Raw genomic sequence first — 16,505 nt, forward strand, 5'->3', positions numbered from 1 at the left:
CCCCCCCCCCCCCCCCCCCCCCCCCCCCCCCCCCCCCCCCCCCCCCGGCCGCGGGTCGTCGGCGCAGCCCGCACGAGCGGCGCTGCGCCAGCCCCATGACGCGGGCCGGTACCCGTGTCGCACGACTACGGAGGCTCGATGTCCGCCCCACAGATCACGCCCACCGACACCGCCGTCGGCGCTCCGGAGGACTCCGGGCCGCCCGAGGGGCCGCGCCGGTCACGCCCGCGCCGGGACCGCGACGGGTCGCACGCCCGGAACTACAGCCCCGGGTTCTTCGCCAAGCTCGCCCTCATGGCCGTCATCGACGCGCTGGGCGTGTACGTGGTCTGGTCCGCGTGGACGGCCGAGTCGTACGGCATCCTCGCCGCGTCGGCGGCCATGCTGATCGCGGCCAACTGGGTCTACTTCTCCAAGCGCGCGCTGCCGCTCAAGTACATCCTGCCGGGCCTGATCTTCCTGCTGGCCTATCAGATCTTCGTGGTGGCCTACACGGGCTACATCGCCTTCACCAACTACGGCACGGGGCACAACTCGACCAAGGAGCAGGCCATCGAGGCCCTGCTCGTCCAGAACGAGCGCCGCGTCGAGGGCTCCGAGTCGGCCCCGCTCACGGTCGTCGAGGACGGCGGCACGCTCGCCTTCGCGATCGTCACCCCTGACGGAGACGTCGAGGTCGGCTCGGCCGAGCAGCCCCTGACCGTGGTCGAGGACGCGACGGTCGAGGCCGGCCGCGCGACCGAGGTCCCCGGGTACACGGTCCTCGAGCGTGGCCAGGTGCTCCAGCGCCAGGAGGAGGTCACGAACCTCCGCGTGCCCGTGTCCGACGACCCGGAGGACGGGTCGATCCGTACCCCGGACGCGATGACCGGGTTCGTCTACACGTCGACGCTCGAGTACGACGACGCGAGCGACACCATGACGGACACGACGACCGGCACGGTCTACACCCCCAACGACGACGGCCAGTTCGAGGCCGCGGACGGCACGACGCTCGCCGTCGGCTGGCGCGTGGCGGTCGGGTTCGACAACTTCGTCACCGCCTTCTCCGACGGGCGCTACGCGCAGCCCTTCGTCAAGATCCTCGCGTGGACGTTCGTCTTCGCGATCGGGTCCGTGGCGACCACGTTCCTGCTGGGACTGTTCCTCGCGATCACGTTCAACGACGTGCGCATGCGCGGTCGCAAGATCTACCGCGTGCTCATGATCCTGCCGTACGCGATCCCGGGCTTCCTCGCGGCGCTGCTGTGGTCGGGTCTGCTCAACACGCGGTTCGGCTTCATCAACGAGGTCCTGCTCGGGGGAGCGGAGATCCCGTGGCTCACCGACCCGGTGCTCGCGAAGCTCTCGGTGCTCTTCGTGAACCTCTGGCTCGGCTTCCCCTACATGTTCCTGATCTGCACGGGCGCGCTGCAGTCGCTGCCGTCGGACGTCATGGAGGCCGCGAAGATCGACGGCGCGGGCCGCTGGCGGACCTGGCGCTCGGTCACGCTGCCGCTGCTGCTCATCTCCACGGCGCCGCTGCTGATCTCGTCGTTCGCGTTCAACTTCAACAACTTCACGCTCATCTACATGCTCACCGGGGGCGGTCCACGGTTCGGGGACGCCTCGGTCCCGCTGGGGCACACCGACATCCTGATCTCGATGGTCTACCAGATCTCCGGGGTCGACGGGTCGGCTCCGAAGAACTTCGGGCTCGCGAGCGCGCTGTCGATCGTCATCTTCGTGATCGTCGGCACCATCTCTGCCCTGGCCTTCCGGAGCACCCGCAAGTTCGAGGAGATCAACTGACATGGCGACCACCTCTGTCTCCGCTCCCGTCGGCTCGGCGGGCTCGTCCTCGGGCGGTGCGTCCGGTCCCGAGGGCCGTACGCGCATGAAGCCCGGCCGCTGGTTCAGCGAGCTCGGCTGGCGTCACCTCGTGGGCGTCGTCGCGGTCGTGTTCGCCGCGTTCCCGCTGGTCTACGTCCTGTCGGCGTCGCTGTCGGAGAACGGCACCCTCACGGGCTCCAACTCGCTCTTCGCCGACGTGAGCTCGGTGAACTACGCGGAGCTCGGCGACTCGCTGTTCTGGACGTGGATGCTCAACACGCTCGTGATCGCGGTCGCGACGTCGGTCGGCACGGTGCTCATGGGCGCCGCCGCGGCGTACGCGTTCTCGCGGTTCCGCTTCACGGGGCGCCGCACCGGCCTGACGTCGCTGCTGATCATCCAGATGTTCCCGCAGATGCTCGCGTTCATCGCGATCTTCCTGCTGCTCCTGAGCCTCGGTGACGTGGTCCCGGCCCTCGGCCTGGACAGCAAGCTGGCGCTGATCTGCGTATACCTCGGCGGCGCGCTGGGCGTGAACACGTTCCTCATGTACGGGTTCTTCAACACGGTCCCGCGCGAGCTCGACGAGGCCGCGAAGCTCGACGGTGCGACGCACGCCCAGATCTACTGGACGATCATCCTGCGCCTCGTGGCGCCGATCCTGGCCGTCGTGGCGCTGCTGTCCTTCATCAGCACCTACGGCGAGTTCATGATCGCCCGCATCGTCCTGACCTCGGAGGCCAACTGGACGCTCGCGGTCGGCCTGTACGGGTGGGTCTCGTCGCTGCGCGAGGCGAACTGGGGCCTGTTCACGGCGGGCGCGGTCATCTCGACGCTCCCGGTGCTGGCGCTGTTCCTCTACCTGCAGAAGTACATCGTGGGCGGTCTGACGGCCGGCTCGGTCAAGGGCTGACCCGTGAGCACCACCGTGCCCGACGACGTCACGCCCGCCGGGAGGGCCGCCTCGCCCCGCGAGGTGGTCGCCCTGGCCGCGCACCACGACGGTTCGGAGGTCTACGTGCCCGGTGGCACGCCCGCCCTGGGGGACGTGGTCCCGGTCCGGGTGCGCGTGCCACGGGTGCCCGGTGGTGCCGACGCGCAGGTCCGGGCCGTGTGGCTGCGGACCGTGCGCGACGGCGAGCCGCGCCTGGCGGAGGCCCGGCTCGAACGGGAGGACGAGCACGAGTCCTGGTACGTGGCCGACGTCCTGGTGCACAACCCGGTCACGAGCTACCGGTTCTTCCTGGACGTCCCGGGCGGGTACCGGTGGCTCAACGGGCGCGGGGTCTTCGACCGCGACGTGCCCGACGCCGCGGACTTCCGCCTGACCGTGCACCCGCCCGCCCCGTCGTGGATGGGCGACGGCGTGGTCTACCAGGTGTTCCCGGACCGGTTCGCGCGCTCGGCCGAGGCCTGCTCGCGACCGCTGCCGGACTGGGCGCAGCCGGCCGCCTGGGACGACGAGCCGCTCGCGGCCGGGCCCGGCGTCGGGACGCAGTACTACGGCGGTGACCTGCGCGGGATCGAGGAGCACCTGGACCACCTGCAGTCGCTCGGCGTCGGGACGGTCTACCTGACCCCGGTGTTCCCGGGACGGTCCAACCACCGCTACGACGCGAGCACGTTCGACCACGTCGACCCGCTGCTGGGCGGCGACGAGGCGTACGCGTCGCTCTCGCGGGCCGTGCACGCGCGCGGGATGCGGCTCCTCGGCGACCTGACGACCAACCACACGGGCGCGGGCCACGAGTGGTTCGAGCGCGCGCACGCCGACGAGTCGAGCGTCGAACGCGACTGGTTCTACTGGACGCCGGGCGAGCCCGGATACGTGGGCTGGCTCGAGCACGCGTCGCTGCCCAAGCTCAACTACGGCTCGCCCACGCTCGGGGCGAGGATGATCGACGGGCCGGGCTCCGTCGTCGGGCGCTACCTGGGGGAGCCCTTCGCCCTCGACGGTTGGCGCATCGACGTCGCGAACATGACGGGGCGCTACGCCGACGAGGACCGCACGCTCGAGATCGCGCGCCGGATCCGCGCGACCATGGCCGCGATCAACCCCGACGCGGTCCTGGTGAGCGAGCACTTCCACGACGCCTCGCTCGACCTCGCGGGCGACGGGTGGCACGCCAACATGAACTACTCGGCGTTCACGCGCCCGATCTGGACGTGGCTCGCGCCGCACGACTCGACCGTCCCGTTCCTCGGGCTGCCCGTGACGACACCGCGACGGGGCGGGCGCAGCATGGTCGAGACCATGCGCGACTTCGACGCCGTGCTGCCGTGGTCCGTCACCTCCCGCCAGTGGAACATGCTCGGGTCGCACGACACCCCGCGCCTGCGCTCGATCGTGGGCTCGGCCGCGATGGTCGAGGTCGCCGCGACGCTCCTGCTGACCTACCCCGGCACGCCCGTGATGTTCGCGGGCGACGAGGTGGGTCTCACGGGGATCAACGGCGAGCACGCGCGCGTGCCCATGCCGTGGGACCGCCCGGACCGCTGGGACGGCGACACGTTCGAGGTCTACCGGCGGCTCGTCGCGCTGCGCCGGGGGAGCCGGGCGCTGCGCGAGGGCGGGCTGCGCTGGCTCGTGGTCGACGACGACGCCGTGGCGTACCTGCGCGAGACGCTCGACGAGCGCGTGCTCGTCGTCGTGGCGCGGGACACGTGGGGCGGGGCGCGCCTGCCGCGGCACCTGCTCGCGGGCGCCGACGCCGAGCGGCTGCACGGCGACCTGGGTCTCGACGTCTCGGCCGCGGGCCTCGACGTGGCCGGCGACGGCCCGGGCGTCGGGGTGTGGCGGCTCGCCTGAGCCTGCTCGTGTGCTGGGCCCCGTGACGAGAAGTGAGCAGATGCCCCTGACCCGCTGTGGCCAGGGGCATCTGCTCACTTCTCGGCAAGATCGTCGCCGTGGCAGGATCCCCGCATGACCCTCGACCGGATCGCCGTCGTGTCCGACGTCCACGGCAACCTCACGGCCCTCGAGGCCGTCCTCGCGGACATCGCCGCGCGCGGCATCACGCACGTCGTCAACCTCGGCGACTACGTCGGCAAGGGGCCGCGGGGCAGCGCGGTCGTGGACCGTTGTCGTGAGGCGTGCGCCGTGAACGTGCGGGGCAACTGGGACGACTTCCTGCCCGTCACGCCGCCCGACGCACCGGCCGAGATGCGCTGGTGGCACGGCGAGCTGCGACCCGACCAGCTCGCGTGGCTCGCGGCCCTGCCCCTCAGCCACGCCGTGCTCCTGAGCGGTCGCCGGATCCGCCTGTTCCACGCCTCCGCGGGCAGCGTGCACACACGCGTGCACTTCCACCACAGCGACGAGGAGTTCGACGCGATGTTCCGCGCGACCGACCTCACGGGTCCGGGGCCGGAGCCCACCGTGGTCGGCTACGGCGACGTCCACGACGCGTACGTCGAGGTGCGCGACGGGCGCACGCTGTTCAACGTGGGCAGCGTGGGCAACCCGCTCGACGAGCCCGTGCCGTGCTACGCGATCCTCGAGGGGCGCCTGGACGACGAGGCGCCAGGGCCCTTCGGGCTTCAGCTCGTGCGCGTGCCGTACGACGTCGAGGCCGAGATCGCGGTCGCCCACCTGCTCGGCATGCCGACGGCCGACGTCTGGGAGGTCGAGCTGCGCACGGGCGTCTACCGGGGGCTCCAGGCGCGGGCCGAGGAGGCCTGAGCCGCCGCGGCCCGCGACGGAGCCCTGGGGACGAGCACCACGGCGACCCGCCGCGTCGATAGGGTGGGACCCGTGCCCCACACGATGCCAGGAAGCGCCCTCGGATACTCGGCCGACGACGTCGAGCGCTGGGTCCCCGAGCCGCCCAAGAGCAAGGCCCGCACGCCCTTCGAACGGGACCGTGCGCGCGTGGTCCACTCCTCGGCGCTGCGTCGGCTCGGTGCCAAGACCCAGGTCCTGGGCCCGGGGTCCGACGACTTCGTGCGCACACGCCTGACGCACAGCCTCGAGGTCGCGCAGGTGGGCCGGGAGATGGGGCGCGCGCTCGGGTGCGACCCGGACGTCGTCGACACCGCGTGCCTCGCCCATGACCTGGGCCATCCGCCGTTCGGGCACAACGGCGAGCGGGCGCTCGCGGAGATCATGGCGGACCACGGCGGCTTCGAGGGCAACGCCCAGACGTTGCGGCTCCTGACGCGCCTCGAGCCCAAGGTCTTCGCCGCGGACGGTACCCCGGTGGGCCTCAACCTGACCCGCGCGAGCCTCGACGCGAGCGTCAAGTACCCGTGGCGCCGGGGCGAGGGGCCCCTGCGCGCGGACGGGACCACGACGCACAAGTTCGGCGTCTACCCCGACGACGTGCCCGTCTACACGTGGTTGCGCGAGGGGGCCCCCGAGCACGTCAAGTGCATGGAGGCCCAGGTCATGGACCTGGCCGACGACATCTCCTACTCGGTGCACGACGTCGAGGACGCGATCGTGGGCGGCAAGCTCGACCTCGCCGTCCTCGCGGACCCCGACGAGCGGGCGCGCGTCGTGGCCGCGGTCCGCGCCTGGTACGGCGACGCGTACACCGCGGACGAGCTCGACGCGGCGATCTCCCGGCTCGAGGCGACCGGCCACCTGATGCGCGGGTTCGACGGGTCCCGCCGGGCGCTCGCGGCCCTCAAGGACTCCACGAGCCAGCTCATCGGGCGTTTCAGCGGGTCGGCGCAGACCGCGACGCGCGAGGAGTACGGAGACGGTCCGCTCACGCGCTACTCGGCCCGGCTCGTCGTCCCGGAGACGACGTCCGCGGAGATCCTCGCGCTCAAGGGCATGGCGGTCGCGTACGTCATGGCCCCGCGCGAGCAGGAGCCGCTGCACCACCAGCAGCGGCAGGTCCTGGCGGACCTCGTCGGAGTCTTCATCGACAAGGCTCCGGACGCGCTCGAGGCGCCGTTCGCGGCGGACTGGGTCGAGGCGCCCGACGACGCCGCTCGCCTCCGGGTGGTCGTCGACCAGGTCGCGTCGCTCACCGACGTGAGCGCGTACCAGCTCCACGAGCGGTGGGTCTCGGGCCCGCGCTGACCTGCTGCACGAGGACGGCCCGGCCCCGGGTGGGGTCGGGCCGTCGCCGTGCTCGTGGGTGCTCGTGGGCGTTCGTGGTTGTCGGTGGGCTGCTCAGCCGAGGGTGGTCGTGAGCTGGGCGACGAACTCGTCGAGCGCGTAGGGGATGCTCAGGACGGTCGGCGCAGAGGTCGCCATGGCGTAGTCCATGCCGACGACCCGGATCACGCGGTCGTCGACGACCGAGGGCAGCGCCGCGAACAGCGGGTTGCCCAGGAGGGTGTCGTAGACCGTCTCGTCGACGTCGATGAGGATGAACGCGTCGGCGTCGAGAGTGGGGATGAGCTCCGAGCTGACCGAGACCGACGACGCGTCCTCGGCGCCGCAGACGGTGAGGGTGCCGGGGGACGGTGCGAGCCCGATCTGCGTCAGCAGCTCGATGCGCGGGTCCGAGGGGCAGAAGACGATGAGGCCGCCCTCGCCGTTCATCGCGTACGTGATGGTCTTGCCCTGGAGCTCGGGGTGGGCCGCGGCCGTCTCGGCGACCTTGCTCCCGACGCCCTCGACGAGCTCGTCGGCCTTGGCCGGCTGCCCCAGTGCCGCCCCGATCATCGTGGTCTGGTCCTGCCACGACGTCTCCCAGGCGGAGCCCGGGAACGCGACGGTCGGGGCGATCTCGGAGAGGCGCTCGTAGGCCGTGTCCGTGATCCCCGAGTAGACCGCGATGATCACGTCGGGCCGCAGCGCAGCGATCTGCTCGAACGGGACGTCGGGGTTGCTCGTGAGCAGCTCGGGTGTGGCGCCCTCGAAGGTCTCGGTGAGCCACGGCAGGATGTCGTCCTCGATGCCGGGGCCGGTGAACCTCTCGATGCCCACGGGAACCTTGCCGAACGCGACGACCGCGTCCTGGCTGCTCCAGCCGATCGTCACGACGCGCTGCGGCTCGGCCTCGATCGTCGTCGAGCCGTACGTGTGCTCGATCTCGACCGGGAACGCGTCGGCCTCGGCGAGGTGCGTGGCGGCGACGTCGGCTCCGCCCGCGGGGGCCGGCGTCGAGCCGTCGGTCCCTCCCGTCGAGCAGGCCGCGAGCGCGGCCAGGGTCGTGAGCGCAGCGACGGCGCCCAGGAGACGGCGCCGGGGAGCGGTGCGACGGCGGGTGGTGGTCGGGGTCATGAAAGGGTCCTCCGTCAGGCGTCTCGCAGTGCGACTCGACGCCCGCTAGTTAGATGAGCCTAGCCTTAGTTGGCTCGACGAAGGTGAGGCTAACCCGGGCGGGATCGAGAAATCCTGCCAGCGATGACCGGTTTCCCGCCACCGGTCAGTGGCCGGGCGCTCCGAGCAGGCGTGCGTACGCAGCAGGCGACATGCCCGTGGTGCGACGGAAGACGCTGACGAACGTGCTCGGGCTCGAGTACCCGACCTCGCGGGCGACCTCGCGGACCGGGCGCCCCCCGGCGAGCAGGACGAGTGCCGCGCCCGTGCGTGCGAGGATGCGCCACTGCGCGAACGACAGCCCCGTCTCCTCGACGAACCGGCGCATGAACGTGCGCGGGCTCGTGCCGATCTCCGACGCCCAGGCGTCGAGCGAGCGACCGTCCCCCGGGGTCGCGAGCAGGCGTTCCGTGACGTGGCGAAGGTCCACGTCGCGCGGCATGCGCAGCTCGATGCTCGCGGCGGGCAGCGGCACGATCTGCTCGACCGCGAGCGCCTGGAGGTTGTGGCGGCTCGCGTCGGGCATGACGGCCGTGCGGCCGTGCAGGAGCAGCTCACGCAGCAGGGGAGTGACGGGCACGCCGACGACGCTGTCCCACCGGGGGACGGCCTGGTCGGGGTTGAGGTACGTGGCGTAGACCGTCACGTCGGGATCCGCCCGGACCTTGTGCGGGGTGCGGGCGGGCAGCCAGATGCCGAGCGTCGGCGGGACCAGCCACCGGCGCCCCTGCGTCTCGACGTCGAGCGGACCGCCCTCGCACCACACGAGCTCGTGCTCGTGGTGCACCTCGCCCGGCCACTCGCGGGCGTGCCCGGGCTCGAACACGATGGTCGCGAGGCTCCAGGGGTCCGCGACGAGACGGCCCTCGGGGGCCCGGTACTCGACCCACGGCTCGTCGGGGGACGACGGAGCACCCCAGAGGCGGATGCTCCCGGGGTGCGCGTCGATCGTCATGGGCAGGACGTTACCGCCCGTGCCCGCTCGTGCCCGCCCAGCCGGTCGACCGCCTCGGCCGGCCGCCGGGGCGACCGACCGGCTCAGCCCGCCGGCTGCTCGCTCATCCAGGCGTCGCTCGCGCGCTGGACGTCCTCGGCCGTGACCGAGTCGGCGACCGTCGTGAAGTACCATCGGTGGCCGAACGGGCAGCGCACCGAGGCCTGGCGGAATCCTTCGAACCAGTCCGCGGGCTCGGACGTGCTCGTCGCGCCGGCGGCCGTCGCACGGGCGTAGGCCGCATCGGTGTCCGGGACGGGCACGGTGAACGACACGGGCGTCGGACCCTCGGGATCCGGTGCGACCGACCCGGCGCCCGGGAACTCCTGGGCGACCGTGAACGTCGAGAAGCCGGACGCCGTGGGCAGGCGCAGGTCGGAGTGGATGATCACGTCGCCGGCAGTGATGACGTCGTCGACCTCGGCGCCGAACGCCGCGGTGTAGAAGTCGATCGCGGCCCGCGCGTCGGAGACGGCCAGGTTCGGGTGCAGGGCTGACATGTCCATGGTTCCTCCAGTGGTGGGTGCTGCCGGTTCGTGGTGCGTCGGCTCCATCGTCGTGTGGGTGCGGGGTGGCAGTCTTGGAGGAATGCGACACGAACCCGCGGGTGCCGGCAGCGCCCCGAGCGGTCGCGACGGCCAGCGCGGCCCTCGCGTCCCGTCCACCACGTACGGCGTCGTGGACCCCGCGGCCGCGCGCCGGGCGTTCGCGCTCGAGCGCCTGCCCGCCCCGGCGGACCTCGCGGACCGTGTCGACTGGTTCTGGCTCGTGCGCTGGGACCTGCCGGTCGGGGAGTCGTTCACCCAGACCGTGATCCCGCACCCGTGCGTCAACCTCGTCGCCGAGCCGAGCGGGTTCGTGGCCCACGGCATCCCCGACGGGCTGTTCGACCGGACGCTGCTCGGGGCCGGCGTCGTCGTCGCCGCGAAGCTGCGCCCCGGCGCGCTGGCCGTGGCGCGCGGGACGTCCGTGCCGGCGTCGGGCGTCCTGGGGCCGGGGGCCGACGAGGCGGGGGCGCGGGCCCTCGCGCTCGCCGGGCGCGGCCAGGACCAGGCCGCCGTCGGTGTCCTCGCGGACCTCCTGCGCGACCGGCTCGCGCCGGACCCCGCGCTGCCCCAGGTCTCCCGCGTGCTGGACGCCGCGACGTCGGGCGAGCTCGGCCCGCACGCTCGCGTCGCCGACCTCGCGCGCGTCGCGGGCACCAGCACGCGCAGCCTCCAGCGCCTCCTTGGCGAGCGCGTCGGCGTCGGCCCCAAGTGGGTCCTGCAACGCCACCGCGTCCACCTCGCGGCCGAGCGCCTGGCCGCCGACCCCGGTCAGGACCTCGCGGCGCTCGCGGTCGACGTCGGCTACTACGACCAGGCGCACCTGGCTGTGGACTTCGTCTCCGTGACCGGTCACACCCCGGGCGCGTACGCCCGACGGTGCGCGGAATCGCGGGCCCGCCTGCTGCAGCTTGCGTCCTCCTGAGCGGGTCGGGGCGTGGTCCGGGCCGCCTCGGGAGCGGGCTCGGCGTGACACGTGGGTGGCGGCACCTACACTCGGGTACGTGGCAGGTCTGATCCGACGCGAGGACGTCGACGCGGTGCGCGAACGCGCGAGGATCGACGAGATCGTGTCCTCGCACGTGACCCTCAAGCCCGCCGGCGTTGGGTCGCTCAAGGGACTGTGCCCCTTCCACGACGAGCGTTCCCCGTCCTTTCACGTCCGCCCCCAGGTGGGGCGCTGGCACTGCTTCGGCTGCAACGAGGGCGGCGACGTCATCTCGTTCGTGCAGAAGATCGACGGCATGACCTTCACGGAGGCCGTCGAGTACCTCGCGGACCGCGTCGGCATCCAGCTGCGGTACGAGGAGGGCGGCGGGCCGCGCCGTACCGAGGAGCCCGGAAAGCGCCAGCGACTGCTCGAGGCCCACCGTGTGGCCTCGCAGTACTTCTCCGAGCAGCTCTTCGCGCCGGGCGCCACGGTCGCGCGCACGTTCCTGGCCGAGCGCAGCTTCGACCGCTCGGACGCCGAGCGCTTCGGCGTCGGGTTCGCCCCGACCGGCTGGGACTCGCTCCTGCGCCACCTGCGCGGGCGCGGGTTCACGGAGGCGGAGCTGGTCGCGTCGGGCCTCATGAGCCAGGGCCAGCGCGGCATCTACGACCGCTTCCGCGGCCGCCTCGTGTGGCCCATCCGCGACGTCACGGGCGAGACCATCGGGTTCGGCGCGCGCAAGCTCTTCGACGAGGACCAGGGGCCCAAGTACCTCAACACCCCGGAGACCACGCTCTACAAGAAGTCCCAGGTGCTCTACGGGATCGACCTCGCCAAGCGCGAGATCGCCAAGAACAAGCGCGTCGTGGTCGTCGAGGGGTACACCGACGTCATGGCCGCGCACCTGTCGGGGATCACGACCGCCGTCGCGACGTGCGGCACGGCGTTCGGCACCGACCACGCGCGCATCGTGCGCCGGCTGCTCGGGGACACGACCGCGGGGGGCGGGCTCCAGCTCGCGTCGGGCGCGTCGCTCGGCGGAGAGGTCGTCTTCACGTTCGACGGCGACGCCGCGGGCCAGAAGGCCGCCGTCCGCGCGTTCGGCGAGGACCAGCGCTTCTACGCCCAGACGTTCGTCGCGGTCGAGCCCAGCGGCATGGACCCGTGCGAGCTGCGCATGGCGCGCGGCCCCGAGGGCGTCCGAGCCCTCGTGGAGGGGCGCCAGCCGCTGTTCGAGTTCGTCATCCGCACCACGCTCGCGACGTTCGACCTCGACACCGCCGAGGGGCGCGTGGCGGCGCTGCGCGCAGCGGCACCGGTCGTCGCGGGCATCCGCGACACGGCCCTGCGGCCCGAGTACGCGCGCATGCTCGCGGGCTGGATCGGGATGGACTCCGAGTCGGTGCGGCGCGCGGTCGCGGCGGCGGGCAAGGGCGGGGTCCCGCAGACGCTCCCGGCCCCGGTCCGCCCGGCACCACCCGGGCCCGACGACGCAGCCGTCGCGGCGCCGTCGGGTCCCGTCTTCGCGCAGCCCGACCCGCGCGACCCCGTGGCCCGCCTCGAGCGGCAGGCGCTCCTCGTCGCGCTCCAGTACCCGCAGTACGTGCCGGCCGAGGAGTTCGACGCGTTCTCCGAGACCGCGTTCGCGACCCCGGCCTGGCGGGCCGTGCACGACGCGATCCGGGCCGCCGGCGGCATGGCGGGCGCCGCCGCGCACCCCGCGGGGCAGTGGGTCGAGCACGTGATCGACCAGTCGCCCGAGACCGTGCGGGGCATCGTCAACCAGCTCGCCGTCGCACCTCTGCCCGAGGACCGCGAGAACGTCATCCAGGGGTACGTCCAGGGCGTGATCAAGGCGTTCGTGGACCTGGGTCTCACGCGGCGCGTCGCGGACGCCAAGAGCCGCCTGCAACGCCTCGACCCTGCCGCCGACCCCGACGCGTACGGGGCCGCGTTCGCCGAGCTGCTGTCGGTCGAGAAGGAGCGCCGGGAGCTGCGCGAGCGGGTCTGAGGATCCGGGGGCGTGGGGGTTCCCTGCGCGACCTGCGGTCGACGGTCGCGCCGTGCGACGAAGGTCACATCGCGGTGGGGCGGTCGGCCGGGCGCCGGATCGTGGTGCCTCGTCAGGGGAGATGCAGAAGGCCCCTGGTCTGCGTTTCCGCAGACCAGGGGCCTCGTGTCCTGCTCCCGCGGTAGGACTTGAACCTACGACCGTCCGATTAACAGTCGGATGCTCTGCCAGCTGAGCTACGCGGGACCGCTCACCCACCGATCTTCACCGGTTGGGCGACCGGAGAAAACTCTATCAGCATCAGAGGGGTAGTCCGGACATCGATCGGACCCGGTCCTCCGCGGCGTCGATCACAGCCCGCGTCCGGGCATCTTCCAGGTCCACGCCTGCCTCGGCGACGACCTGGGAGAAGAGCGAGCCGTCGCTGTCCCGGCGAACGGCGACCTTGGCGGAGCGCCCGCCACCGAGCGTCACGACCTCCGCGAGGACCACCGAGGACTGCACCCGTTCCCGGACCGTCTGGGCCAGCGCGGTGCGCTTGACGTCGGCGAGGTGCAGGATCAGGGGAGCGGTGCCGTCGACCCACTCGACCGTGATCGACGCGGTGGCCGGGTCGTATCCCGCCTTGTCCACGTCGCACCACGGGCGCGAGGTTGCGGCATCCCCGGTCGTGGCCAGGACGGTGCGGGTCGCGACCGCCCACGACCCGCCGACGAGCTGCGCGGAAGCGAGCACCGCGTCCTTCGGGGCGAGGCGCAGGGACCTGCGGGCGTCGTCGGGCAGGGAGCTACGGGCGAACAGAGCCATGCCAGACACGGTACTGCCCGCGCGCCCGTCCAGCGCTCGCCTGCCGGTACGCTTGTCCGCCGAGGGGCAGTAGCTCAGTCGGTCAGAGCATCGGACTCATAATCCGCCGGTCGTGGGTTCAAGCCCCACCTGCCCTACGTTGCACGCGCGAGGAGCTCGGAGCTGGCTGCACCGCTGGTGCGACCACGGCTGTCGTCGGCTCCGAACCTCCGCGCGCCGCACCCACAGGACTCGCCATCCGTGCGTGTCAGGACACGACCGCGTCGGGGTCCAGGGCGTTCCCCGAGGGAGTCTCGAAGAACAGGTCGAGATCGTCGGTCGTGGGGGCGCTGACGCCCGCTCCGTCGGCGAGGCTGTCCATGAGTCGGCGGGCGAGGTGGCGGACAGACTCGTTGGTGATGTTCGAGTGGTGGCGCAGGAGATCGAAGGCTTCGTCTTCGGTCATGCCGTAGACGGTCATGACCGCGCCCTTGGCCTGCTCGATGACGGCGCGGCTTTGCGTGGAGGCCTTGATGGCCGCGGTCGCCTCGCGCTGTGCGAGCTCGCGCTGGGTGATGGTCAGGTCGACGAAATAGCCGGAGAGCTGGACGACCTCGCCCGTGTCCGGCTCCTTGCGGCCGCGGCCGACCACGCCCAAGGTCCGGGTGTGACCGTTCGCATCGAGGATGCGGTGCACGCACGCGAACGGCTGCCCGGACGAGCATGCGTTCGCCAGGACACCCTGGACGCGGGCTCGGTCGTCGGGATGCTTGTGCGCGAGCATCAGCTCCGTCGTCGGCACGACGTCGCCGGGCTCGAAGCCGTGCATCACGTAGAGCTGGTCGGACCACCACCACTCGCCGGTGCGGACCGTGAAGATGAACTGGCCCACGGGCTGAGGAGTGCCGGCCAGCAAGACCTCCAGGAGGTCCACGTCAAGAGGGCGGTCCAGGTTGTACGAGGTCGTCATCTCAGCTCCAGGTGAAGGGAAGCTCAGGGCCTACTTCCAGACTCCTGCCAGGATGCTAGCGTCGGGCCGCTGCCCGCGCGCGGCAGGTTCGCACGAAGCGAACACCGGGCTCCGGTGACGTCGTCACCGGCCTCGTGGACCCCCACGGCCTCGCAGGTGACGTCCGCACCACGGACTGACCTTCTCGCGCGGTCACCTAGCTGTTCCACCTGTCGATGACGACGAGCAGCGCCCCCCAGAAGATGAGGCCACCCCCAGAGCCGTGCCGGTCCCGTGAGCGCCGGTGCTCGGCTCGCTCCTGCGCCGCCGCACACCGGTCGCCACCCGCGCGATCAGCAAGATCCCGAGCGTGGCCAGGATGAGACCGACACCGGTCACCACCACGACGACACCAGCCGGTGCCATTTCGTGCGCAACGTAGATACGAACCTGCCCTCGCCCCCTGAGGTCGATCGCCGTCCTGCACGTTCTCGATGTCTACCACGGCCAGGAGCCCTGTGCCGATAGGAGCGCTCCCACGTTTGCTGGCCGTCCAGTTCGACGACTTTCGGGTGGCCCGACTGGATACCACCGTCTGTCGTCGCGCGGACGTCCGCCGAGGAGCGCGAGCGGCTGAGGGGCGGTGTGGCGGCACTGCGAGCAGGCGTTGGCGGGTCGGCCGGTCGACGGTCCGCGGACGACAGCCCGAGCCGCACGCTCGCCGGACGTGGCCGCGCCACGGTGCCGGTCTGCCCGTGCGTGATGTCGCGGCTCGGCGTTCCATGGGGGCATGGCCCTCCAGATCCGCCGCGTCTACGCGGACCCCGCGCCCGACGACGGCTACCGCGTCCTGGTCGACCGGCTCTGGCCGCGGGGACTGAGCAAGGAACGTGCCCGGGTGGACCGGTGGCTCAAGGAGGTCGCGCCGTCGGACCAGCTGCGCACCTGGTTCCGCCACGACCGTGCACTGTTCACCGAGTTCGCCGCGCGCTATCGCGCCGAGCTCGACCAGAACCCCGCGGTCGGTGAGCTGCGGGCGATCGTCGCCGCGCACCCGGTCGTGACGCTGCTCTACGGTGCGAAGGACGAGCAGGACAACCAGGCGGTGGTGCTGCGCGACTACCTGGCCACGGCGAGGTGACGTGGCGTCCGGTCCTCGCGAGCAGGAGGGTCCGCGCGGTCGAAGACGGGGCTGAGGTCGCCGTCGGCCTCGGAACGACCTCCATCCCGTTCTCGGCACCGGCACGGGGGCCGGCACCGGGGCCGGGGCCGGTACCCGGCGGCCTCCGGCGGGGGCCGCGCGCGAGGGACCCGATATCTCCCGGAAGGTCGGATCGTCCCGTTCGGCGAGCGAGACGCGACGGAGCGTGTCAGGATGCCACCTCCGTCGACTCGAAGGAGAAGCACCGTGCCCACCGGTACCAACCGCACCACGTCAGGGACCGCCCAGCAGCTCCAGCAGAGCAAGGGCTTGCGGGTCCTGGCACGCACCGGGTATGCCGTCAGCGGTCTGCTGCACATCATGATCGGAATCATCGCCATCCGGATCGCCACCGGGTCCGGCGGCGGCCAGGCGAGCGAGACCGGCGCCCTCCAGGAGATCGCCGGGACGACCGGCGGAGAGTTCGTCCTCTGGTTCGCGGTCGTCGCCTTCGTCGCGCTGGGCCTCTGGCAGATCCTCGAGGCGATCGCCGGCACGAGCGGGAACGTGAAGGACCGCAAGGCATACCGCGCCAAGTCGGCGGGCAAGGCCGTCGTCTACCTCGCGCTCGCCGTGCTGACGTTCAAGGTCGTGAGCGGCTCGGGCAGCGGCGGGCAACAGGACAGCCTCACCGCCTCGCTCCTCGCGAACGGCGCAGGCCGGGTCCTCGTCGGTGCGGTCGGGGTCGGCATCGTCGTCGCCGGCGCCTATCACGTGGTCAAGGGGTGGAAGAAGCGCTTCCTCCAGGATCTCGAGGGCAACGCCGGCGGCCAGGTCGGCCATGCCGTCGTCGTCCTCGGCAAGGTCGGCTACATCGCCAAGGGCATCGCCCTCGGTGTGCTCGGAGCCCTCGTGGTGGCCGCCGCCGTGACGGCCGACCCGGCCAAGGCGAGCGGCCTCGACGCGGCCCTGCGGACCATCGGCGAGCAGCCCTTCGGTGCCTTCCTGCTGGCCGCGACCGGCATCGGTTTCGCGGCCTACGGCGTGTACTCGTTCGCGCGTGCCCGGTACGCACGGATGTGAGACGGGCCGGGGCGACATGGAACAATGGCG

Annotated in this window: 14 protein-coding genes and 2 tRNA genes; 10 read left to right on the forward strand and 6 right to left on the reverse strand. The window is 72.1% G+C overall.

All coding sequences use genetic code 11. The features are described 5' to 3' along the window. The first annotated feature begins 138 nt into the window (after positions 1–138). The 5 genes from H9640_RS01725 (at position 139) to H9640_RS01745 (ending at position 6,844) form a co-directional block, all read left to right on the forward strand. Entirely contained in the window at positions 139–1,791 is a 1,653-nt protein-coding gene (locus tag H9640_RS01725; RefSeq protein ID WP_191788998.1) for an ABC transporter permease subunit, read from the forward strand. Position 1,792: 1 nt separating this feature from the next. After that, complete coding sequence (locus H9640_RS01730) at positions 1,793–2,725, forward strand: sugar ABC transporter permease (protein WP_191788999.1); 933 nt, start codon at positions 1,793–1,795, stop codon at positions 2,723–2,725. A 63-nt stretch (positions 2,726–2,788) separates the two neighbouring features. Then, positions 2,789–4,621, forward strand: a complete 1,833-nt coding sequence (locus H9640_RS01735) for a glycoside hydrolase family 13 protein (protein ID WP_191789159.1) — start codon at positions 2,789–2,791, stop codon at positions 4,619–4,621. 114 nt (positions 4,622–4,735) lie between these two features. Next, positions 4,736–5,494 carry a metallophosphoesterase family protein gene (locus H9640_RS01740; protein ID WP_191789000.1) on the forward strand — a complete coding sequence of 253 codons (759 nt, stop codon included), beginning with the start codon at positions 4,736–4,738 and terminating at the stop codon, positions 5,492–5,494. An 84-nt stretch (positions 5,495–5,578) separates the two neighbouring features. Then, entirely contained in the window at positions 5,579–6,844 is a 1,266-nt protein-coding gene (locus tag H9640_RS01745; protein ID WP_191789160.1) for a deoxyguanosinetriphosphate triphosphohydrolase, read from the forward strand. Positions 6,845–6,937: 93 nt separating this feature from the next. On the opposite strand, the gene H9640_RS01750 is transcribed toward H9640_RS01745, so the two are convergent. The 3 genes from H9640_RS01750 to H9640_RS01760 form a co-directional block, all read right to left on the reverse strand. Further along, complete coding sequence (locus H9640_RS01750; protein WP_191789001.1) at positions 6,938–7,996, reverse strand: iron-siderophore ABC transporter substrate-binding protein; 1,059 nt, start codon at positions 7,994–7,996, stop codon at positions 6,938–6,940. Between the two features lie 145 nt (positions 7,997–8,141). Then, positions 8,142–8,990 carry a helix-turn-helix domain-containing protein gene (locus H9640_RS01755; RefSeq protein WP_191789002.1) on the reverse strand — a complete coding sequence of 283 codons (849 nt, stop codon included), beginning with the start codon at positions 8,988–8,990 and terminating at the stop codon, positions 8,142–8,144. Between the two features lie 83 nt (positions 8,991–9,073). Further along, positions 9,074–9,529 (reverse strand): VOC family protein, encoded by a 456-nt coding sequence (locus H9640_RS01760; protein WP_191789003.1) that lies wholly within the window; start codon positions 9,527–9,529, stop codon positions 9,074–9,076. A gap of 88 nt (positions 9,530–9,617) precedes the next feature. Here H9640_RS01760 and H9640_RS01765 point away from each other — a divergent pair, with 88 nt between their 5' ends. Then, positions 9,618–10,499, forward strand: coding sequence for an AraC family transcriptional regulator (locus H9640_RS01765; protein ID WP_191789004.1), 882 nt, complete (start codon positions 9,618–9,620; stop codon positions 10,497–10,499). Between the two features lie 79 nt (positions 10,500–10,578). Beyond that, positions 10,579–12,516: a DNA primase gene (gene dnaG / locus H9640_RS01770; protein WP_191789005.1), complete on the forward strand. Its 1,938-nt coding sequence runs from the start codon at positions 10,579–10,581 to the stop codon at positions 12,514–12,516. Positions 12,517–12,689: 173 nt separating this feature from the next. On the opposite strand, the gene H9640_RS01775 is transcribed toward dnaG, so the two are convergent. Beyond that, positions 12,690–12,762, reverse strand: a tRNA-Asn gene (locus tag H9640_RS01775). Between the two features lie 54 nt (positions 12,763–12,816). Next, entirely contained in the window at positions 12,817–13,323 is a 507-nt protein-coding gene (locus H9640_RS01780; protein WP_191789006.1) for a hypothetical protein, read from the reverse strand. A gap of 63 nt (positions 13,324–13,386) precedes the next feature. Between H9640_RS01780 and H9640_RS01785 the strand changes: the two genes are divergently transcribed. Next, positions 13,387–13,460: transfer RNA gene (locus H9640_RS01785), tRNA-Ile, on the forward strand. A 110-nt stretch (positions 13,461–13,570) separates the two neighbouring features. Here the strand turns inward: H9640_RS01785 and H9640_RS01790 are convergent. Beyond that, positions 13,571–14,272 (reverse strand): PAS and ANTAR domain-containing protein, encoded by a 702-nt coding sequence (locus tag H9640_RS01790; protein ID WP_191789007.1) that lies wholly within the window; start codon positions 14,270–14,272, stop codon positions 13,571–13,573. 769 nt (positions 14,273–15,041) lie between these two features. Here H9640_RS01790 and H9640_RS01795 point away from each other — a divergent pair. Next, entirely contained in the window at positions 15,042–15,392 is a 351-nt protein-coding gene (locus H9640_RS01795) for a DUF488 domain-containing protein (RefSeq protein ID WP_191789008.1), read from the forward strand. 267 nt (positions 15,393–15,659) lie between these two features. Continuing rightward, complete coding sequence (locus tag H9640_RS01800; protein ID WP_307824127.1) at positions 15,660–16,475, forward strand: DUF1206 domain-containing protein; 816 nt, start codon at positions 15,660–15,662, stop codon at positions 16,473–16,475. Positions 16,476–16,505 lie beyond the last annotated feature (30 nt).

The sequence above is a fragment of the Oerskovia gallyi genome, assembly GCF_014836745.1.
Taxonomy (GTDB): domain Bacteria; phylum Actinomycetota; class Actinomycetes; order Actinomycetales; family Cellulomonadaceae; genus Oerskovia; species Oerskovia paurometabola.